This is a genomic window from Sinorhizobium sp. KGO-5 (assembly GCF_036245905.1).
In the GTDB taxonomy this organism is placed as follows: domain Bacteria; phylum Pseudomonadota; class Alphaproteobacteria; order Rhizobiales; family Rhizobiaceae; genus Sinorhizobium; species Sinorhizobium meliloti_A.
The window spans coordinates 750,520-766,466 of sequence record NZ_BDIZ01000001.1 but is presented as its reverse complement, the minus strand read 5'-3'; the positions used below and the strand labels follow the sequence as shown (position 1 = coordinate 766,466).

The following is a 15,947-nucleotide window of genomic DNA, read 5'->3' as shown; positions in this document are numbered from 1 at the left end:
AAGGCGGCGCGAGGATGCGGCCGCGAGGAGGAAACAAATGAGCCAGAAAACCGTGCGCCTGACCATGGCACAGGCCGTGGCGCGGTTCCTGACCCGGCAGATGACGATCATCGACGGCGAGCGCGTGCCGATCTTCGGCGGCGTCTTCGCGATCTTCGGCCATGGCAATGTCGCCGGCGTCGGCGAAGCGCTTTACGGCGTTCGCGAAACGCTCCCGACCTACCGCGCTCAGAACGAACAGGGCATGGCGAATGCGGCGATCGCCTTCGCCAAGGCGAGCTTCCGCCGCCGCTTCATGGCCTGCACCACCTCGATCGGCCCGGGCGCGCTCAACATGGTGACCTCGGCCGCGCTGGCGCATGTCAATCGACTGCCGATTCTCCTCCTTCCGGGCGACGTCTTCGCCAACCGCAGGCCCGATCCGGTGCTGCAGCAGGTGGAGAGTTTCGGGGACGGCACGATCTCGGCGAATGACTGCTTCAAGCCCGTCTCGCGGTATTTCGATCGCATCACCCGGCCCGAGCAGATCATCCCGGCGCTCCGCCGCGCCATGCAGGTCCTGACCGATCCTGCCGAATGCGGGCCGGTGACGCTATCGCTCTGCCAGGACGTGCAGGCGGAAGCCTACGACTATCCGGAATCCTTCTTCGACGAGAAGGTCTGGGTTCCGCGCCGCATCGAGCCTGATCTCGACGAGCTGGCATCGGCAATCGAGGCGCTCAGATCCGCGAAGAAGCCGATCATCATCGCCGGTGGCGGCGTGCTCTACTCGGAAGCGAGCGCCGAACTCGCTGCGTTCGCCGAGAAACACGGCATTCCGGTCATGGAGACCCAGGCCGGCAAGTCCGCTCTGCCGCATTCGCATCCGCTGAATATGGGTTCCATCGGCGTCACCGGCACGTCCGCCTCCAACGCATTGGCGGAAGAGGCCGATGTCGTGCTCGCCGTCGGCTCACGGCTGCAGGATTTCACCACCGGTTCCTGGGCGCTCTTCAAAAACGAGGCGCTGAAGATCATCGGCCTCAACGTCCAGGCGTTCGACGCCGGCAAGCACCAGGGACAGCCGCTGATTGCCGACGCGCGGGCCGGCCTCAACCGCATTTCCGGCGGTCTCGGCAGCCACAAGGCCGATACAGCCTGGACCGAGAGGGCAAAAGCGGGCAAGGCCGAGTGGCTTGCTGAAGCCGAGAGGGCGACCGCCACCACCAATGCCGCACTTCCCTCCGACGCTCAGGTCATCGGCGCCGTCCAGCGCGCCCGCGGCGGCAGGCAAACGACGCTCGTCTGCGCCGCCGGGGGCCTTCCGGGCGAGCTGCACAAACTGTGGCAGGCGGAGGAGCCGGGCGGCTATCACATGGAATACGGCTTTTCGACCATGGGCTACGAAGTGGCCGGCGGTCTGGGCGTAAAGCTTGCCAAGCCCGATAGCGACGTGATCGTCATGGTGGGCGACGGCAGCTACATGATGCTGAACTCGGAGATCGCCTCTTCCGTCATGCTCGGCGCCAAATTCACCGTCGTGCTGCTCGACAATGCCGGCTATGGTTGCATCAACCGGCTGCAGATGGGAACGGGCGGCGCCAACTTCAACAATCTGCTGAAGGACACCCATCATGTGGAGCTGCCTCGGATCGACTTCGCCGCGCACGCCGCCGCCATGGGCGCCGTGACCCGCAAGGTCGGCTCGATCCCCGAGCTCGAAGCTGCGCTCGCGGAGACCGCCGACGAGGCGCGCACGACCGTCATCGTCATCGATACCGATCCGCTGATCACAACGGAGGCCGGCGGGCACTGGTGGGACGTCGCGGTACCGGAGGTTTCGGACCGAGACCAGGTGAAGGCCGCCCGCGAAGGCTACGAGAAGGCCCTCCAGGCCCAGCGGTTTGGTTGACGCTGGCGTCCGGCCAGCGGCCCCTAACCCTCTCCGCGCAGGGCGGGGAGAGGGGACGTGCCCGGCGGTCAGCCGTGGCTTGCGGGTTGGGGCGGGGACAGCGCGGCTTGTCCCTTCTCCCCGCACGCGGGGAGAAGATGCCGGCAGGCGGATGAGGGGCCACACTGCGGCATCCTCGGCGCACCAAAAACGAAACTACGAACCGACTGCCCCAAACAGACCACGCAGCAGAAAGCAAAACACATGATCCGTTACGGAACCAACCCGATCGCCTGGAGCAATGACGACGACCATTCGATCGGCGCGCATCTGACGCTCGAGGACTGCCTCTCCGATTGCAAGAAGATCGGCTTCGACGGCATCGAGAAGGGCCACAAGATGCCGTCCGACCCCGAAGCGCTGAAGCAGAAGCTCTCAAGTTACGATCTCGTCTTCGTCTCGGGCTGGCACTCGACCAACCTCCTCACCCATGATGTCGAAGCGGAGAAGAAGGCTATCCAGCCGCATCTCGACCTTCTGAAGCATAATGGCTGCCGGGTGGCGATCGTCTGCGAAACCTCGAACGCCATTCACGGCGACGATTCCAAGTCGCTCGTGAAGGACAAGCCGGTTCTGCCGGCGGACAAGTGGGAGAAATTCGGCGCCGACCTCGAGGCAATCGCCCAATATTGCGCCGGCCAGGGCATCGATCTGGTCTACCACCACCACATGGGCACAATCGTCCAGACCGGCGAGGAGATCGACCTCCTGATGCGGAACACCGGTCCGGCGACCAAACTGCTGCTCGACACCGGCCATGCCTGGTTCGGCGGTTCCGACCCGGCGGACGTGGCGCGGAGATATATGGACCGGGTCCGCCACATTCATTGCAAGAACGTCCGCCCGGCGGTCCGCGCGGTGGTCGAAAGCGAAGGTCTGTCCTTCCTCGAGGGTGTGCGACGCGGCGTCTTTACCGTTCCGGGCGATGCGGAAGGGGGCGTCGACTTCCTGCCGGTTCTGAAGATCGCCGCCCAGCACGGCTATGATGGCTGGCTGGTCATCGAGGCCGAGCAGGACTCGGCCGTGCGCAATCCGTTCGAGTACCAATCGCTCGGGCTGAAGTCGCTGAAGGCCTTTGCGAAGGAAGCGGGGCTCGACGCGTAGACGCCCCTCACCCGGCTGCCGCCTCCCTTCCAGAGGGCTATGGAGAGGGGCAGACCTACAGACGCGAGATCAGGAGACCGCCGAATGTCCAAACTGCTCATCAAACCGAAAGCGCAATCCGGCCTGATGCAGGAGATCACGCCGGAAAGTGCCGGCTGGACCTATGTCGGTTTCGCCCTCCATCGGCTGCGGCCCAGCGAGACGACCGGCGGCGAAGCGGGCGAGAAGGAACTCTGCCTGGTACTCGTCAGCGGAAAAGCCAGGGTTTCGGTCGATGGCGAGGACTTCGGCGAGCTCGGCGAGCGCATGACGCCTTTCGAGGGCCAGCCCTATGCGGTCTATGTGCCGAGGGGCAGCAGCTGGCAGGCCGAAGCGACCACGGATCTCGACCTCGCCGTCTGCTCCGCGCCGGGCGGGGAAGGCTTCGAGGCGAAAATCATCCGCCCGGGCACGCACCCGCAGATGACGCGCGGCCGGGGCACCAACACACGCTACGTCACCAACATCATGCCGGAAGACGACGAATCGGCGCAGTCGCTGCTGGTCGTCGAGGTGATCACGCCGGGCGGCCACACCTCCTCCTACCCGCCGCACAAACACGACCAGGACAACCTGCCGGCCGAAAGCTATCTCGAGGAGACCTATTACCACCGCCTCAACCCGCCGCAGGGTTTTGCAATGCAGCGCGTCTATACCGACGACCGTTCGCTGGACGAGGCCATGGCGGTGGAGGATGGCGACGTGACGCTGGTACCGAGGGGCTACCATCCGGTGGCTGCGGTCCACGGCTACGATTCCTATTATCTCAACGTCATGGCGGGGCCGAAGCGGATCTGGAAGTTCCACAATGCGAGGGAACACGAGTGGCTGTTCACCGGCGTCTGACCCGCGGACGTCGCACTGGACGAATGGAGCCTTCGCCCTATCGTATCTTGCCGAAGCAAGCGACGAGGAGCGTTTCATGCATATCGACGGCCAGTGCCATTGCGGCTTCGTTACCTACGAGGCGGAGATCGATCCGGAGCACGTAACGATCTGCCATTGTAACGATTGCCAACGGCTGACCGGCACCGCCTACCGCGTCAGCACCAGCACGCCGCGATCATCGTTCCGGCTGACGGGCGGCGAGCCGAAGCTTTACGTCAAGACCGGCGAAAACGGACGCAAGCGGCTGCAATTCTTCTGCCCCGATTGCGGCTCGCCGGTCTACACGACGGGCACCGACGAGGACGCAGAGGAGATCGGCATCCGCGTCGGCACCATAAATCAGCGGCGCGAACTTGCACCACGCAAGCAGATCTGGTGTTCCTCCGCGCTGCCCTGGTCCGGCGAGATCGGCAAGCTGCCGGGGCTGCCTCGGGATTGACGGTTCAAGCGACCGGATAGGGCCCATCCGCAAAGACCGTGTCGTGGTAGCCCTTGGACCCGATCTCGATTGCGAGCGGGCTGCGGAAATCCTCACCGCGGCGCAGGCATTTCAGCACATGGGCAAAATCATATTTCGGCCGCCAGCCGAGACAAGCCGTCGTGCGCGCACTCACATAAACCCGATCGATCGTCGGAAAGAGCCGCCACCCCCGTTGCGCATAAAGCGCCTCGCATTCGGGAAAGCGGCTGAAGACGACGGATGGGGCATCCTCCCGCAGAGAGGCGAGATCGTCGCGTGTGAACGGCGTCGGGGCCGAGACGATGAAACGACCAAAGCCGATCTCCATCGCCCGGTCGAGGGCCGATAGATGGGCGCTCGCGACGTCCTCGATATCCGCGCGCCGGTAGAGCAATTCATTCGCCTGCGCATTGGCCGTTTCAAAGCGGCCGCGGATTTCCGCATCGTCATCGGCCTCGGGAAAGAAGCGCGAGGTCCGGAGAATGACGGCGGGCAGACCGTGCCGCCGCGCGAAAAGCTCGCAGAATCCCTCCGCTGCGACTTTGCTCACACCATAGATGTTGCGCGGGATCGGCTGGACGTCCTCCGTGATCCAGGCTGCCGGCTCGCCGGGCGCCGGCGTCAGGGCCGAACCGAAGGCGCTCGTGGTGCTGGTGAAGACAAAGGCGCCGACGCCCGCCCCGGCTGCCTCTTCCAGCAGATTGACCGTGCCCGCGACATTGGTATCGACGAACTCGCAATAACCGTGCGTCGCCACATGCGGCTTGTGCAGGGTCGCGGAATGGATGACTGCGCGCACGTCCTTCATTGCGTGACGGACGAAGCGGCGGTCGGCGATCGACCCGACGGCATCGGTGAATGGCGAGCTCTTGATGTCGATGCCGCGAACGTCGCGGCCGGCCGCGCGCAGTACCCTTATCAATGCCTCACCCAGATGGCCGGCGCTTCCCGTCACCAGTATCGTCATGCGTCGCTCCTTGTTGCCTTGAGGCTAGGCGCAGCGCGGCGAAGCCGGCAAGGCATAAATTATGCGTTCGCTCAGGAGATCGCGGTGACCAGCCGGCCCATCGCGCCGTCGGCGAGTGGTATGCGCTCCCAAAGCACGCGACCGGCAGAGATGGGAACGTCGTCGCGGCCGTTGGGCCCGGTCTCGACGGCCAGGAAAGCCAAACGGCCATCGTGCCAGCCGAGCTCCGCGAGATCGCGTTCCGCCTTCCGGATCTCCTGCGAGGCATAACGGAACATCGGCTCGCCGACCATTTCCCGCCGCCACTCCGCCCGCCGCCGGGGCGAAGCAGCCAGCAGCCGGTGCGAGTGGTCGCAGATCAGGTGAACCCTCGCGCTCGAGCTTTCGACCAGCCGCTTGAGAGCCGCATCGGCGGCTGAGGGCACCCTGGCGAATAGGCGCTCCAGCGCCTGCTGCTGATTTTCGGAAGGTGTGAGGACGCCCGCTTCCCAGCGCGATATCGTCGCCTGCGTCACCCGCATGAGCTCCGCCACATGGCTCTGTTTCATGCCGTTCAGGAGCCGCAGCCGCTTCAGCGTCCGTGCCGTGTAGAGCATCTCGGTTTCCTCCTGATCCGGCGAAGCTATCGGCCACCTGCGCTAGGCGGCAGGGAATGGAAACGCTATACCACCATAAGGGCTCAACGTGGAACGGGACAGCGAACGGTACATGGCGAAAGGGCATTTCAGAATGCTGCCGCGCCGCATCGCCGGCGTCGACGTGGTGGAAGCGACGACGAATCACAGTTTCGCGCGCCATACGCACGAGCAGTTCGGCATCGGCCTGATCCATGCGGGTGCGCAGACGTCGCTGAGCGGCCGCGGAACCGTCGAGGCGGAAGCGGGCGACGTGATCACCGTCAATCCCGGTGAGGTCCACGACGGAGCCCCGATCGGCGACGCGGGCCGGTCCTGGCGGATGCTCTATCTCGATCCGCCGCTGGTCGCCTCGCTCGTCGATGACGTCACCGAAGGGAAGAGGTCGGATTGCGAATTCTCGGACCCGGTGATCAGAAGTACCGGGCTGGCAGCCCGCTTCGGCGCGATCTTTGCGGCTGCCGCGGCCGCCGACGGCACCGAGACGATGCTTCGCTGGGATGAACTGGCCGTCACCCTGTTCGCGGAGGCGATGCAGCTTGCCTCGCCGGATGCGCCGGCAGGCGTGCCGAAGTCGGTCGCCTCGGCCGTGAGCCTTATCGAGGACGATCCGCTGGCGTCGCTTACGCTCGCGGACCTCGCCCGCGAGAGCGGCCTGAGCCGCTTCCAGCTCGTGCGCGGTTTCTCCAAGGCGACGGGACTGACGCCCCATGCCTATCTCCTCCAACGCCGGATAGACGTCGTCCGGCGGCTGATCGCCGGGGGCACGCCGCTCGCGGAAGCGGCAGCTGCCGGCGGCTTCGTGGACCAGAGCCACATGACACGCGTGTTCGTGCGCAAATACGGCTTCTCCCCCGGTGTCTACGCGCAAGCGGTGAACTGATTTCGCCGCCTTGCAATTTCGTACAAGACCGCGCGCTGCCGATCGGTCTTTCTGCCCCCATCATCAATCGGGAACGGTGGCAGAATGTCGAAGCAGGTTCAGGGATATGTTTTTTTGTCGCTCGCCATGGTGCTCGTCGGCAGCACCGTGATCGCGAGCAAGATCATCGCCGCCGGCCTGCCGCCGTTCACGGCAACGGCGCTGCGTTTTGCCATCGCCTTCCCTCTTTTCCTGGGCCTGATGCGCGCGACCGGGGCGTCCTGGCCCAAGCTGCCGAAGAGCGATTGGCTCATCCTCCTGTTTCAGGCAGGCGCCGGCAGCGTCGGCTACACGACTCTGCTCATTTCCGGCCTGAAGCTCACCTCTGCGGCCGATGCCGGCGTCATCATCGGGACGCTCCCCGTCGTCTCCGCCGCAATCGCCATCATGGTTCTCGGCGAGCGTCCGCATCGCTCCGTGTTCGCGGCCGTTTGCCTGGCGGCGGCCGGCGTTCTCGCGATCGTCTTCCGGCCGGATGCAAACGCCGCGCATTCGCTCGCCGGCAGCGCGCTGATCTTCGGCGCGGTCATCTGCGAAGGCCTGTTCATCCTGCTTAACAAGCGCGTCAGCGTCGCGCTTCCGCCGCTTGGCCTGTCGGCGCTGATGACGGGCTTCGGTGGTGCCATTGCGCTCCCGTTCGCGGTTGCAGAACTTCCTTCGATGGGCGCGACAGGCGCCCCGGCGCTCGCGGCGGTCGCCTATTACGCGCTCGTGCCGACGGTCGGGGGCTTCGTGCTCTGGTATGCGGGACTTCAGAAGGTGAGCGGCACCGAGGCCTCGGTCTTCACCGCCTTGGCACCGGTTTCCGCGCTGCTCCTCGCCGCTGCCGTTCTCGGCGAGACGATCACCGCCAATCAGATGATCGGCATGGCATGCGTGCTGATCGCCGTGCTGAGCCTCGGTCTTCGCAGGGCCGGTCCGGAGCGGGCCGGATAGGGGAATCCGGCGCAGGCGCGATCACGCCGCCTTGGCGACGTGATACTCCTTGATCGCCACCATCTTGACCGCCGGATAGCGCTCCGATTCGTAGCGCAGCGAGAACCCGTCCTGCGCCAGGTATACCGGGTCCCCGTCAAGGTCCCGCGCAATGTCGCCGCGGTGGGTCGCGATGAACTTTTCGAGTTCGGCCGGGTTCTCGGCGGAGATCCAGCGGCAGATGGAGAAGCGCGACATCTCGAAGGAGACCGGCAGACTGTATTCCGCCTGCAGGCGTTCCTTGAGCACGTCAAGCTGGAGCGCGCCGACGACACCGACGATCGCAGGCGCGCCGTCGTCCGGAGAAAAGAGCTGCACGACGCCCTCTTCCGCCATCTGCTGCAGCGCCTCTTTCAGCTTCTTCGCCTTCATCGCATCTTCCAGCCGGACGCGGCGGAGAATTTCCGGTGCGAAGTTCGGCACGCCCTGGAAGACGAGCGGCTCGCCCTCGGTCAGCGTATCGCCGATCCTGAGCGTGCCGTGGTTCGGGATGCCGACGACGTCGCCGGCGAAAGCCGTATCGGCGAGCTGGCGCTGCGAGGCGAAGAAGAACTGCGGCGCCGTCAGCCCCATCTGCTTGCCGGTGCGCGAAAGCCGCGCCTTCATGCCGCGCTCGAGCTTGCCCGAGCAGACGCGGACGAAGGCGATGCGGTCGCGGTGGTTCGGGTCCATGTTCGCCTGGATCTTGAAGACGAAGGCGGTCATTCTGTCGTCCGTCGCCTCGACGGTGCGGATGTCGGCAACCTGGGCCCGCGGCGGCGGCGCGAAGTCGGCGAGCCCATTGATCAGGTCGCGCACGCCGAAGTTCCGCAGCGCCGAGCCGAAGTACACCGGCGTGAGGTGCCCTTCGAGGAAAGCCTTACGGTCGAAGGGCTTGCAGGCCTCGATCGCCAGCGACGCTTCTTCGATGAACGTGTCGCGTTCGTTCTCGGGCAGACGGTGCGAAGCCATTTCCGGATCGTTGACCTTTGTCAGCCGCTCCTGCGTGTCGGCGCCGCGCACCTCGTCGGTGGCAAGATGATAGGTGCCGCAGAAAGTCTTGGAGCGGCCGATCGGCCAGGTGACCGGCGCGCAGTCGAGCGCCAGCTTCTGCTCGACCTCGTCGAGGATTTCGAACGGATCGCGGCTTTCGCGGTCCATCTTGTTGACGAAGGTGATGATCGGGATATCGCGCAGGCGGCAGACCTCGAAGAGCTTGAGCGTGCGCGGCTCGATACCCTTTGCCGCGTCGATCACCATGACAGCCGCATCGACCGCCGTCAGCGTGCGGTAGGTGTCGTCGGCAAAGTCCTCGTGACCGGGCGTATCGAGCAGGTTGAAAACAGTATCGTTATATTCGAAGGTCATCACCGAGGTGACGACGGAGATGCCGCGCTCGCGCTCGATCTTCATCCAGTCCGAGCGGGTCTGGATGCGGTCCTTCTTGGCCTTGACCTCACCGGCGAGCTGGATCGCGCCGCCGAAGAGCAGAAGCTTCTCGGTGAGCGTCGTCTTACCGGCGTCCGGGTGCGAAATGATCGCAAATGTGCGGCGGCGGGAGACCGCCTCGGCAATGCTTTCGGCCATGATCTGAGTATCCTGTGAGTTGCGGCGTCCTTTACAGGCTCGGGGGCCAATATGCAATTGACTGCGGCAAGCCCGGCCGTGCTTATGACGGAATGACCATGCACACGCCCGAAAATCGTCCTGCCCCGACCCCTGGCCTCACCCTCGTCCGCCTGCCTCATGGCGAGGGTCTCGACCTGCCGGCCTATGAGACCACGGGTGCCGCCGGCATGGACCTGCGCGCGGCCGTGCCGGCCGAGGACCCGATGACGATCCGGCCGGGAGAGCGCGCATTGGTCCCGACGGGCTTTATCTTCGAGATCCCCGCCGGTCATGAAGGCCAGATCCGGCCACGTTCCGGGCTGGCCTTCAAGCACGGCATCACCTGCCTCAACACGCCGGGCACCGTCGACAGCGACTATCGCGGAGAGGTGAAGGTGCTGCTCGTCAATCTCGGTGCGGAGGATTTCGCGGTCGAGCGCGGCATGCGTATCGCCCAGATCGTGATCGCCCCGGTGACCCAGCTGGCGATCCGCGAGGCAGATGGCGCGACGGCGACGGCGCGCGGGGCCGGCGGCTTCGGCTCGACCGGAACTAAATAAGCGGCGGCAGGCGCCGCTTGACCGGCGAGGATTTGACGATCGACGTATTCGTCTGCGCCTTTTCCGCGATGCGATCGAGGATCGTGTCGAGTTCCGCCATGTCGCGCACCAGCATCTTGGCGATGAAGCAGTCGTCCCCCGTGACCTTGTCGCATTCGATGAATTCGGGCGTTTCCTGGATCAGCCTTTCGACGATATGCAGCATGCCCGGCATCGGCCGGATGCGGACGATCGCCTGCAGCGGATAGCCGAGACGCGCCGGATTGACCGAGATCGTGAAACCATCGAGCACGCCGCGCTCCTCGAGCTTGCGCAGCCGCTCCGCCGCGCTCGGCGAGGAAAGGCCGGCCTCCTGCGCCAGCTCCTTCAACGACACCCGGGCATTGGCGGCCAGAATTTCGAGAATGCGGCGGTCGAGCTCGTCCAGCATCCAACTCCCTCGTAAGTCAATTTAGCCTTATCGCCTTAATCTGTTAGGTATCCTCCCATAATTTCCTCTCAAAATCCATATCCCTGCGCCACCAGGCTCATTATTCTTGCAGCATAATGGATGGAGCAAAAGGCCATGGATAAGGACATACGGCGCGGAAGCGCGGAAATGACGGCGGCGATGCTGATTTCGGGAACGATCGGCTGGTTCGTTCTGATGTCGGGCCAGCCCGCCTCGGGCGTCGTCTTCTGGCGTTGCGTTTTCGGGGCCGCAACGCTCGCCGCGCTTGCGGCGGTCTTCGGCCTCATCGACCTGAGACATTTGCGGATGAAGGTCATCATTCTTTCCGCTCTGGGCGGCGTCGCGATCGTCGTGAACTGGCTCCTGCTCTTCGCCGCCTATCCCCGCGCCTCGATCTCCATCGCGACCATGGTCTACAACACGCAGCCCTTCATGCTGCTCGGGCTCGGTGCGCTCTTTATCGGAGAGAAGATCACCGCCAGCAAACTCCTCTGGCTCTCGCTCTCCTTCGCAGGCATGATCGCGATCGTCCTCGCCAAGCCCGCGGGCACTTATGAGCCCAGCGACTATCTCACCGGGATAGCACTGTCGCTCGGCGCCGCCTTCTTCTACGCAATCGCGGCACTCGTTACCAAGCTCCTCAAGGGCACGCCGCCGCATCTGATCGCGCTGGTGCAGGTCATCACCGGAGCGGCCATGCTCGCCCCCTTCGCCCTCGTCGCGCCGCTGCCGCAGGGAACGCTCCAGTGGACGCTGCTCCTGACCGTCGGCGTGGTTCATACCGGCATCATGTATATTCTGCTTTACGGCGCCATACAGAAGCTGCCGACCCACATCACCGGCGCCCTTTCCTTCATCTATCCGGTGGCCGCGATCCTGGTTGACCGCATCGCGTTCGGCCACGCTCTGCAGCCGGTGCAGATCGCGGGCTCGGTCGCGATCCTCATCGCTGCCGCGGGCACCAATCTCGGCTGGACCCTTCGGCCATCGTCATCGTCCGCCAAGCGTCCGGCGGAAGGAAGCCTCTAACGCCGGGCCTCCGAGGCCATGCTGATGGCAAGACCCGCCAGCGCCGTGCTCATGAGCCAACGCTGCACCAGCACGAAGGACGGCCGACCGGAGAGGAAGGCGGCCACCGCTCCGGCGGTCATCGCGATCAGCGCATTGACGCTGACGCTGATCGCGATCTGCACGCTGCCGAAGACGAGCGACTGCGCGAGCACGTTGCCGGCCTCGGGGCGGATGAATTGCGGCAGCAGCGACACGTAAAGGATGGCCACCTTCGGATTGAGCAGGCTGGTGAAGAGGCCCATTGCGAAGAGCTTGCGCGGGCGATCCTTCGGGAGGTCCCGCACTTGAAAAATCGAGCGGCCGCCGGGACGAACGGCCTGCCAGGCAAGGTAAAGCAGGTAAAGTGCACCTGCGAAACGAAGGGCGTCATAGGCAAAGGGAACCGCCAGAAGCAGGGCGGTAATGCCGAGCGCGGCAGACACCATGTAACAGACGAAGCCGAGGGCTATGCCCCCGAGCGAGATCAGTCCCGCCCCCGGTCCCTGGCAGATCGAGCGGGAGATCAGATAGATCATGTTCGGCCCCGGCGTCAGCACCATGCCGAATGCGATCAGGGCGAAGCCCAGGAGGTTCTGAATTTCGGGCATGGTGCGCCGGTCTCCCATGTTTTTCCGGAAAGTGTACGGCTCTACCGCCAAGGGCAACGCCGTTCTTGTCACCCGATCAATTTTTGCGCGTAGATGCGGGGGACACCCGGATTTTCCTCGGCGGCAGATTGCGGTACACCTGCCCCTATCAGGAGGAACGATCGTGACACTTGCGGCTCTTCTCGCCTATAGCGGCGCTCTCTTCATCGCCGGCATCATTCCCGGCCCGGGCGTGACGGCGCTCGTTGCCCGAGCCCTGGGATCGGGGTTTCGGGAAACCTTCTTCATGGGCCTCGGCCTCATCGTCGGCGACATGGTCTATCTGACGGCGGTGGTTCTCGGGCTCGCCTTCATCGCCCAGACATTCACGACCGCGTTTCTGGTCGTGAAGATCGCCGGAGCGCTCTATCTCGGCTATATCGCCTGGAAGCTCTGGACGGCAGGGCTCCTGTCGCAGAACATCGAGGCGCGGAAGTCGACGAGTGCGGCGCTCTCCTTCCTCTCGGGCCTGACGGTCACGCTCGGCAATCCGAAGACGATGCTTTTCTACGTGGCGCTCGTTCCGACGCTGATCGACCTCGCCTCGATAGGGATCCGTGACTACGGCCTGCTGCTCGTCGCGACTTTCCTCGTGCTTCTTGCCGTGCTGCTGCCCTATATGCTGCTTGCGGCCCGCGCCCGCTCGCTCCTGAAAGAGCCGCAGGCGCTGAAGGTCCTGAACCGGGCCGCGGCGGGCATTCTCGCCGGAACGGCCGCCTACATTGCGACCCGCGCGACCTGAAAAAAGATTCCCCTGCCGGCCGCTTCTCAACGGTTTTTTCCTTCAGCCTCATCGATCCGAGGCTTTCCCGCTCTGGAAGCAAGCGCGCATAGCTCCTATTGTCGCAGCGACAATTTTAAAAACGAAGGGAGAAACCTATGCCTGAAGCGCGCAAGCCCGGCCGCGGCCGCGTCTTTTCCTCGATAACCGAGACGATCGGCGACACTCCCATCGTGCGGCTGGACAAGCTCGCCAAGGAAAAGGGCGTGAAGGCGAACCTGCTCGCCAAGCTCGAATTCTTCAACCCGATCGGCTCCGTCAAGGACCGCATCGGCGTCGCGATGATCGAATCGCTCGAGGCGCAAGGGAAGATCACGCCCGGCCGTACGACGCTGGTAGAGCCGACTTCGGGCAATACGGGCATAGCACTCGCCTTCGTCGCGGCCGCCAAGGGCTACAGGCTGATCCTCACCATGCCCGAGACGATGTCGGTCGAGCGCCGCAAGATGCTGACGCTTCTCGGCGCCGAACTGGTGCTGACGGAAGGCGCCAAGGGCATGAAGGGCGCAATCGCCAAGGCCCAGGAACTCACCGAGACGCTGCCCGACGCGATCATTCCGCAGCAGTTCGAAAACCCGGCCAATCCGGAAATCCACCGCACGACCACCGCCGAGGAGATCTGGAACGACACGGAAGGCGCAGTCGACATCCTCGTGTCCGGCATCGGCACCGGCGGCACCATCACCGGTGCCGGCCAGGTGCTTAAAGCCCGCAAGCCGTCGGTCAAGGTGATCGCCGTCGAGCCCGAAGAATCCCCTATCCTTTCCGGCGGCGCCCCGGGTCCGCACAAGATCCAGGGTATCGGCGCGGGTTTCGCGCCGGCGATCCTCGACACGAGCGTCTATGACGAAGTCGTCACGGTAAATGCCGGCGAGGCCATAGAGGCGGCGCGGCTCGTCGCGAGACTCGAAGGCGTGCCGGTCGGCATCTCCGCCGGTGCCGCGCTCCAGGCGGCGATAGAGGTGGGACAGCGCGGGGAAAACGCCGGCAAGAATATCGTCGTGATCATACCGTCCTTTGCCGAACGGTATCTTTCGACGGTGCTGTTCGAGGGATTGGGAGCGTAGCGCCGGAGGTGCCGGCGAGCGCCCCTGATCGGCCTGCCGGCCACCTTCTCCCGCAGGCGGGGCGAAGGAACTCGCGGCAAACCCGCAACTCCCTTCTCCTCCGTCGAAATGAAATCAAATCGAACTTTCGGCCCTTTGCCCGGCCTCTCCCGCCCATAGGGTGACGGCTTTTCCATCGACGTCGGCCCCCTACGCGGCGACGGGCAGTCTCTCTCCCGCCACCCTGTAGGAGATCGCTTCGGCGAGATGGATGCGGCCGACCGTCGGCGCCTCGTCGAGGTCGGCGAGGGTGCGGGCGACCTTCAGCACCCGGTGGTAGCCGCGCGCCGAAAATTTCATCTTCTCCGCCGCGTCGCGCAGAAGCTGCAGGCCGGCGGCGTCGGGCTCGGCGATCTTTTCGATCATCGTCGTCGATGAGCGGGCGTTGCTCGTCAGCTCGGGATGACCGAGGCCGGCGAAGCGGTCTCTCTGCAGCTCGCGGGCGCGGGCGACGCGGCGGGCGACGGCGGCGCTCGGCTCGGATGTGCCGGGGCGGATCAAGTCGGCGGCGCTGACGGCCGGGACGTCGACGCGGATATCGATGCGATCCATCAGCGGCCCGGAGATCCGCGCCTGATAATCGGCCATGCAGCGCGGCCCGCGGGCGCAGCTCCGGCCCGGCTCGCCGGCCATGCCGCAGCGGCAGGGATTCATGGCGGCAATGAGCTGGATCGCCGCCGGATAGGTGACGCGATGATTGGCCCGCGCGATGATGCAGGTGGCGGTTTCGAGCGGCTGGCGCAGAGCGTCGAGCGTCTGTGGTGTAAATTCCGGAAGCTCGTCGAGAAAGAGCACGCCGTTATGGGCGAGCGACGCCTCTCCCGGCTTCGCGCGGAAGCCGCCGCCGATCAGCGCCGCCATGGTGGCGGAATGGTGCGGCGCGCGGAAGGGCCGGCGGTCCGAAAGCTTGCCGCCCGGCAATTGCCCGGCGATCGAATGGATCATCGAGACTTCGAGCAGTTCGGCGGGCGAAAGCGGCGGCAGGATGGAGGGGAGCCGCGCCGCAAGCATCGACTTGCCCGACCCGGGCGGGCCGACCATCAGCAGATTGTGATTGCCCGCCGCCGCGACCTCCAGCGCCCGCTTGGCGCTTTCCTGGCCCTTGATGTCGGCAAGATCGGGAAGGCCCTCGGCGGCCGCCCGGACCGCCGGCTCGGGGCGGGAGAGCACCTGCGTGCCGCGGAAATGATTGGCGATGGCGATCAGGCTGCGCGGGGCGAGAATATCGATCTCCGATCCGGCCCAGGCCGCCTCTGGCCCGCTTTCCGCCGGGCAGATCAGCCCCTTGCCGAGCGCATTCGCGCCGATCGCCGCCGGCAGCGCGCCGGCGACGGCTGCGATGGTGCCGTCGAGATTGAGTTCGCCGATAACGACATAGCCGGACAGCGCGTCCGCAGGCACAGCGCCGAGCGCCGCCATCAGGCCGAGCGCGATGGCGAGATCGAAATGGCTTCCTTCTTTCGGTAGGTCCGCCGGCGCCAGATTGACGGTCACCCGCTTGGCGGGAAGCGCCAGTCCCGATGCATGAAGCGCCGCCTGGACGCGCTCGCGGCTTTCGGCCACCGCCTTGTCCGGCAGTCCGACGATCTGCATACCGACCTTGCCGGGTGCAACCATCACCTGGACGTCGACCGGAACGCCCTCGATACCCTGAAACGCAACCGTGCTGACGCGCGCGACCATACTGCCCCCTGATTTCGAGCGGAGCGCGGAGGATCATCGTCCCTCCGCAATCCCGCTCAAGCACGGCGGCCCACACACGCCGTCACAACCAAAACCGGTTGTAACCGCAAATCTTGCACGGAATACGCTTGAAAACAAGAACAATGACAGAACACAAGAGCG

At 65.0% G+C, this 15,947-nt stretch carries 16 protein-coding genes; 10 read left to right on the top strand and 6 right to left on the bottom strand.

Translation table 11 applies throughout. From position 1 onward, the window contains the following. The first annotated feature begins 37 nt into the window (after nt 1-37). From iolD to BHD07_RS03620, 4 genes are all read left to right on the top strand, one after another. Nucleotides 38-1,891, top strand: coding sequence for a 3D-(3,5/4)-trihydroxycyclohexane-1,2-dione acylhydrolase (decyclizing) (iolD, locus tag BHD07_RS03635; protein ID WP_100669791.1), 1,854 nt, complete (start codon nt 38-40; stop codon nt 1,889-1,891). A gap of 243 nt (nt 1,892-2,134) precedes the next feature. Beyond that, on the top strand, nt 2,135-3,034 hold the full coding sequence (gene iolE / locus BHD07_RS03630) for a myo-inosose-2 dehydratase (RefSeq protein ID WP_018093960.1): 900 nt from the start codon (nt 2,135-2,137) through the stop codon (nt 3,032-3,034). A gap of 84 nt (nt 3,035-3,118) precedes the next feature. Then, a complete protein-coding gene (gene iolB, locus BHD07_RS03625; protein ID WP_100669792.1) occupies nt 3,119-3,919 on the top strand; it encodes a 5-deoxy-glucuronate isomerase in 801 nt (266 codons plus the stop codon). Nucleotides 3,920-3,995: 76 nt separating this feature from the next. Next, the gene (locus BHD07_RS03620) at nt 3,996-4,400 is read left to right on the top strand and encodes a GFA family protein (protein WP_018093958.1); all 405 of its coding nucleotides are present in this window, start codon (nt 3,996-3,998) and stop codon (nt 4,398-4,400) included. A gap of 4 nt (nt 4,401-4,404) precedes the next feature. Here the strand turns inward: BHD07_RS03620 and BHD07_RS03615 are convergent, their stop codons facing one another. Continuing rightward, nucleotides 4,405-5,388, bottom strand: a complete 984-nt coding sequence (locus tag BHD07_RS03615; protein WP_100669793.1) for an NAD-dependent epimerase/dehydratase family protein — start codon at nt 5,386-5,388, stop codon at nt 4,405-4,407. A gap of 71 nt (nt 5,389-5,459) precedes the next feature. Further along, entirely contained in the window at nt 5,460-5,984 is a 525-nt protein-coding gene (locus BHD07_RS03610; protein WP_100669794.1) for a helix-turn-helix transcriptional regulator, read from the bottom strand. 112 nt (nt 5,985-6,096) lie between these two features. Between BHD07_RS03610 and BHD07_RS03605 the strand changes: the two genes are divergently transcribed. Both BHD07_RS03605 and BHD07_RS03600 read left to right on the top strand, forming a co-directional pair. Beyond that, nucleotides 6,097-6,906 carry an AraC family transcriptional regulator gene (locus tag BHD07_RS03605; protein ID WP_100669795.1) on the top strand — a complete coding sequence of 270 codons (810 nt, stop codon included), beginning with the start codon at nt 6,097-6,099 and terminating at the stop codon, nt 6,904-6,906. An 84-nt stretch (nt 6,907-6,990) separates the two neighbouring features. After that, nucleotides 6,991-7,881: a DMT family transporter gene (locus BHD07_RS03600; RefSeq protein ID WP_100669796.1), complete on the top strand. Its 891-nt coding sequence runs from the start codon at nt 6,991-6,993 to the stop codon at nt 7,879-7,881. Nucleotides 7,882-7,902: 21 nt separating this feature from the next. Here the strand turns inward: BHD07_RS03600 and BHD07_RS03595 are convergent, their stop codons facing one another. Next, nucleotides 7,903-9,486 carry a peptide chain release factor 3 gene (locus tag BHD07_RS03595; RefSeq protein WP_018093953.1) on the bottom strand — a complete coding sequence of 528 codons (1,584 nt, stop codon included), beginning with the start codon at nt 9,484-9,486 and terminating at the stop codon, nt 7,903-7,905. A 98-nt stretch (nt 9,487-9,584) separates the two neighbouring features. On the opposite strand from BHD07_RS03595, the gene dut reads away from it, so the two are divergent. After that, complete coding sequence (dut, locus tag BHD07_RS03590; protein ID WP_100670033.1) at nt 9,585-10,067, top strand: dUTP diphosphatase; 483 nt, start codon at nt 9,585-9,587, stop codon at nt 10,065-10,067. Here the strand turns inward: dut and BHD07_RS03585 are convergent. Further along, entirely contained in the window at nt 10,060-10,497 is a 438-nt protein-coding gene (locus tag BHD07_RS03585) for an Lrp/AsnC family transcriptional regulator (RefSeq protein WP_003527801.1), read from the bottom strand. The genes dut and BHD07_RS03585 overlap by 8 nt on opposite strands. Before the next feature lie 135 nt (nt 10,498-10,632). Between BHD07_RS03585 and BHD07_RS03580 the strand changes: the two genes are divergently transcribed. Beyond that, entirely contained in the window at nt 10,633-11,547 is a 915-nt protein-coding gene (locus BHD07_RS03580; protein WP_100669797.1) for a DMT family transporter, read from the top strand. On the opposite strand, the gene BHD07_RS03575 is transcribed toward BHD07_RS03580, so the two are convergent. Next, the gene (locus tag BHD07_RS03575; protein WP_100670034.1) at nt 11,544-12,176 is read right to left on the bottom strand and encodes a LysE family translocator; all 633 of its coding nucleotides are present in this window, start codon (nt 12,174-12,176) and stop codon (nt 11,544-11,546) included. The two genes, BHD07_RS03580 and BHD07_RS03575, sit on opposite strands and share 4 nt — an antisense overlap. Before the next feature lie 163 nt (nt 12,177-12,339). Between BHD07_RS03575 and BHD07_RS03570 the strand changes: the two genes are divergently transcribed. Next, nucleotides 12,340-12,957 carry a LysE family translocator gene (locus tag BHD07_RS03570; protein WP_100669798.1) on the top strand — a complete coding sequence of 206 codons (618 nt, stop codon included), beginning with the start codon at nt 12,340-12,342 and terminating at the stop codon, nt 12,955-12,957. 137 nt (nt 12,958-13,094) lie between these two features. Next, nucleotides 13,095-14,063: a cysteine synthase A gene (cysK, locus tag BHD07_RS03565; protein WP_100669799.1), complete on the top strand. Its 969-nt coding sequence runs from the start codon at nt 13,095-13,097 to the stop codon at nt 14,061-14,063. Nucleotides 14,064-14,252: 189 nt separating this feature from the next. On the opposite strand, the gene BHD07_RS03560 is transcribed toward cysK, so the two are convergent. Further along, nucleotides 14,253-15,785: a YifB family Mg chelatase-like AAA ATPase gene (locus BHD07_RS03560; protein WP_338277707.1), complete on the bottom strand. Its 1,533-nt coding sequence runs from the start codon at nt 15,783-15,785 to the stop codon at nt 14,253-14,255. Nucleotides 15,786-15,947: the final 162 nt, after the last annotated feature.

Excerpts from the sequence above, each read along its gene's own strand:
- BHD07_RS03615 (WP_100669793.1), bottom strand. The coding sequence starts at position 5,388 with ATGACGATACTGGTGACGGGAAGCGCCGGCCATCTGGGTGAGGCATTG.
- BHD07_RS03560 (WP_338277707.1), bottom strand. The coding sequence starts at position 15,785 with ATGGTCGCGCGCGTCAGCACGGTTGCGTTTCAGGGTATCGAGGGCGTT.
- BHD07_RS03595 (WP_018093953.1), bottom strand. The coding sequence starts at position 9,486 with ATGGCCGAAAGCATTGCCGAGGCGGTCTCCCGCCGCCGCACATTTGCG.
- BHD07_RS03575 (WP_100670034.1), bottom strand. The coding sequence starts at position 12,176 with ATGCCCGAAATTCAGAACCTCCTGGGCTTCGCCCTGATCGCATTCGGC.
- iolB (WP_100669792.1), top strand. The coding sequence starts at position 3,119 with ATGTCCAAACTGCTCATCAAACCGAAAGCGCAATCCGGCCTGATGCAG.
- iolE (WP_018093960.1), top strand. The coding sequence starts at position 2,135 with ATGATCCGTTACGGAACCAACCCGATCGCCTGGAGCAATGACGACGAC.
- BHD07_RS03620 (WP_018093958.1), top strand. The coding sequence starts at position 3,996 with ATGCATATCGACGGCCAGTGCCATTGCGGCTTCGTTACCTACGAGGCG.
- dut (WP_100670033.1), top strand. The coding sequence starts at position 9,585 with ATGCACACGCCCGAAAATCGTCCTGCCCCGACCCCTGGCCTCACCCTC.
- cysK (WP_100669799.1), top strand. The coding sequence starts at position 13,095 with ATGCCTGAAGCGCGCAAGCCCGGCCGCGGCCGCGTCTTTTCCTCGATA.
- BHD07_RS03580 (WP_100669797.1), top strand. The coding sequence starts at position 10,633 with ATGGATAAGGACATACGGCGCGGAAGCGCGGAAATGACGGCGGCGATG.
- BHD07_RS03610 (WP_100669794.1), bottom strand. The coding sequence starts at position 5,984 with ATGCTCTACACGGCACGGACGCTGAAGCGGCTGCGGCTCCTGAACGGC.
- BHD07_RS03600 (WP_100669796.1), top strand. The coding sequence starts at position 6,991 with ATGTCGAAGCAGGTTCAGGGATATGTTTTTTTGTCGCTCGCCATGGTG.
- BHD07_RS03585 (WP_003527801.1), bottom strand. The coding sequence starts at position 10,497 with ATGCTGGACGAGCTCGACCGCCGCATTCTCGAAATTCTGGCCGCCAAT.
- iolD (WP_100669791.1), top strand. The coding sequence starts at position 38 with ATGAGCCAGAAAACCGTGCGCCTGACCATGGCACAGGCCGTGGCGCGG.
- BHD07_RS03605 (WP_100669795.1), top strand. The coding sequence starts at position 6,097 with ATGGCGAAAGGGCATTTCAGAATGCTGCCGCGCCGCATCGCCGGCGTC.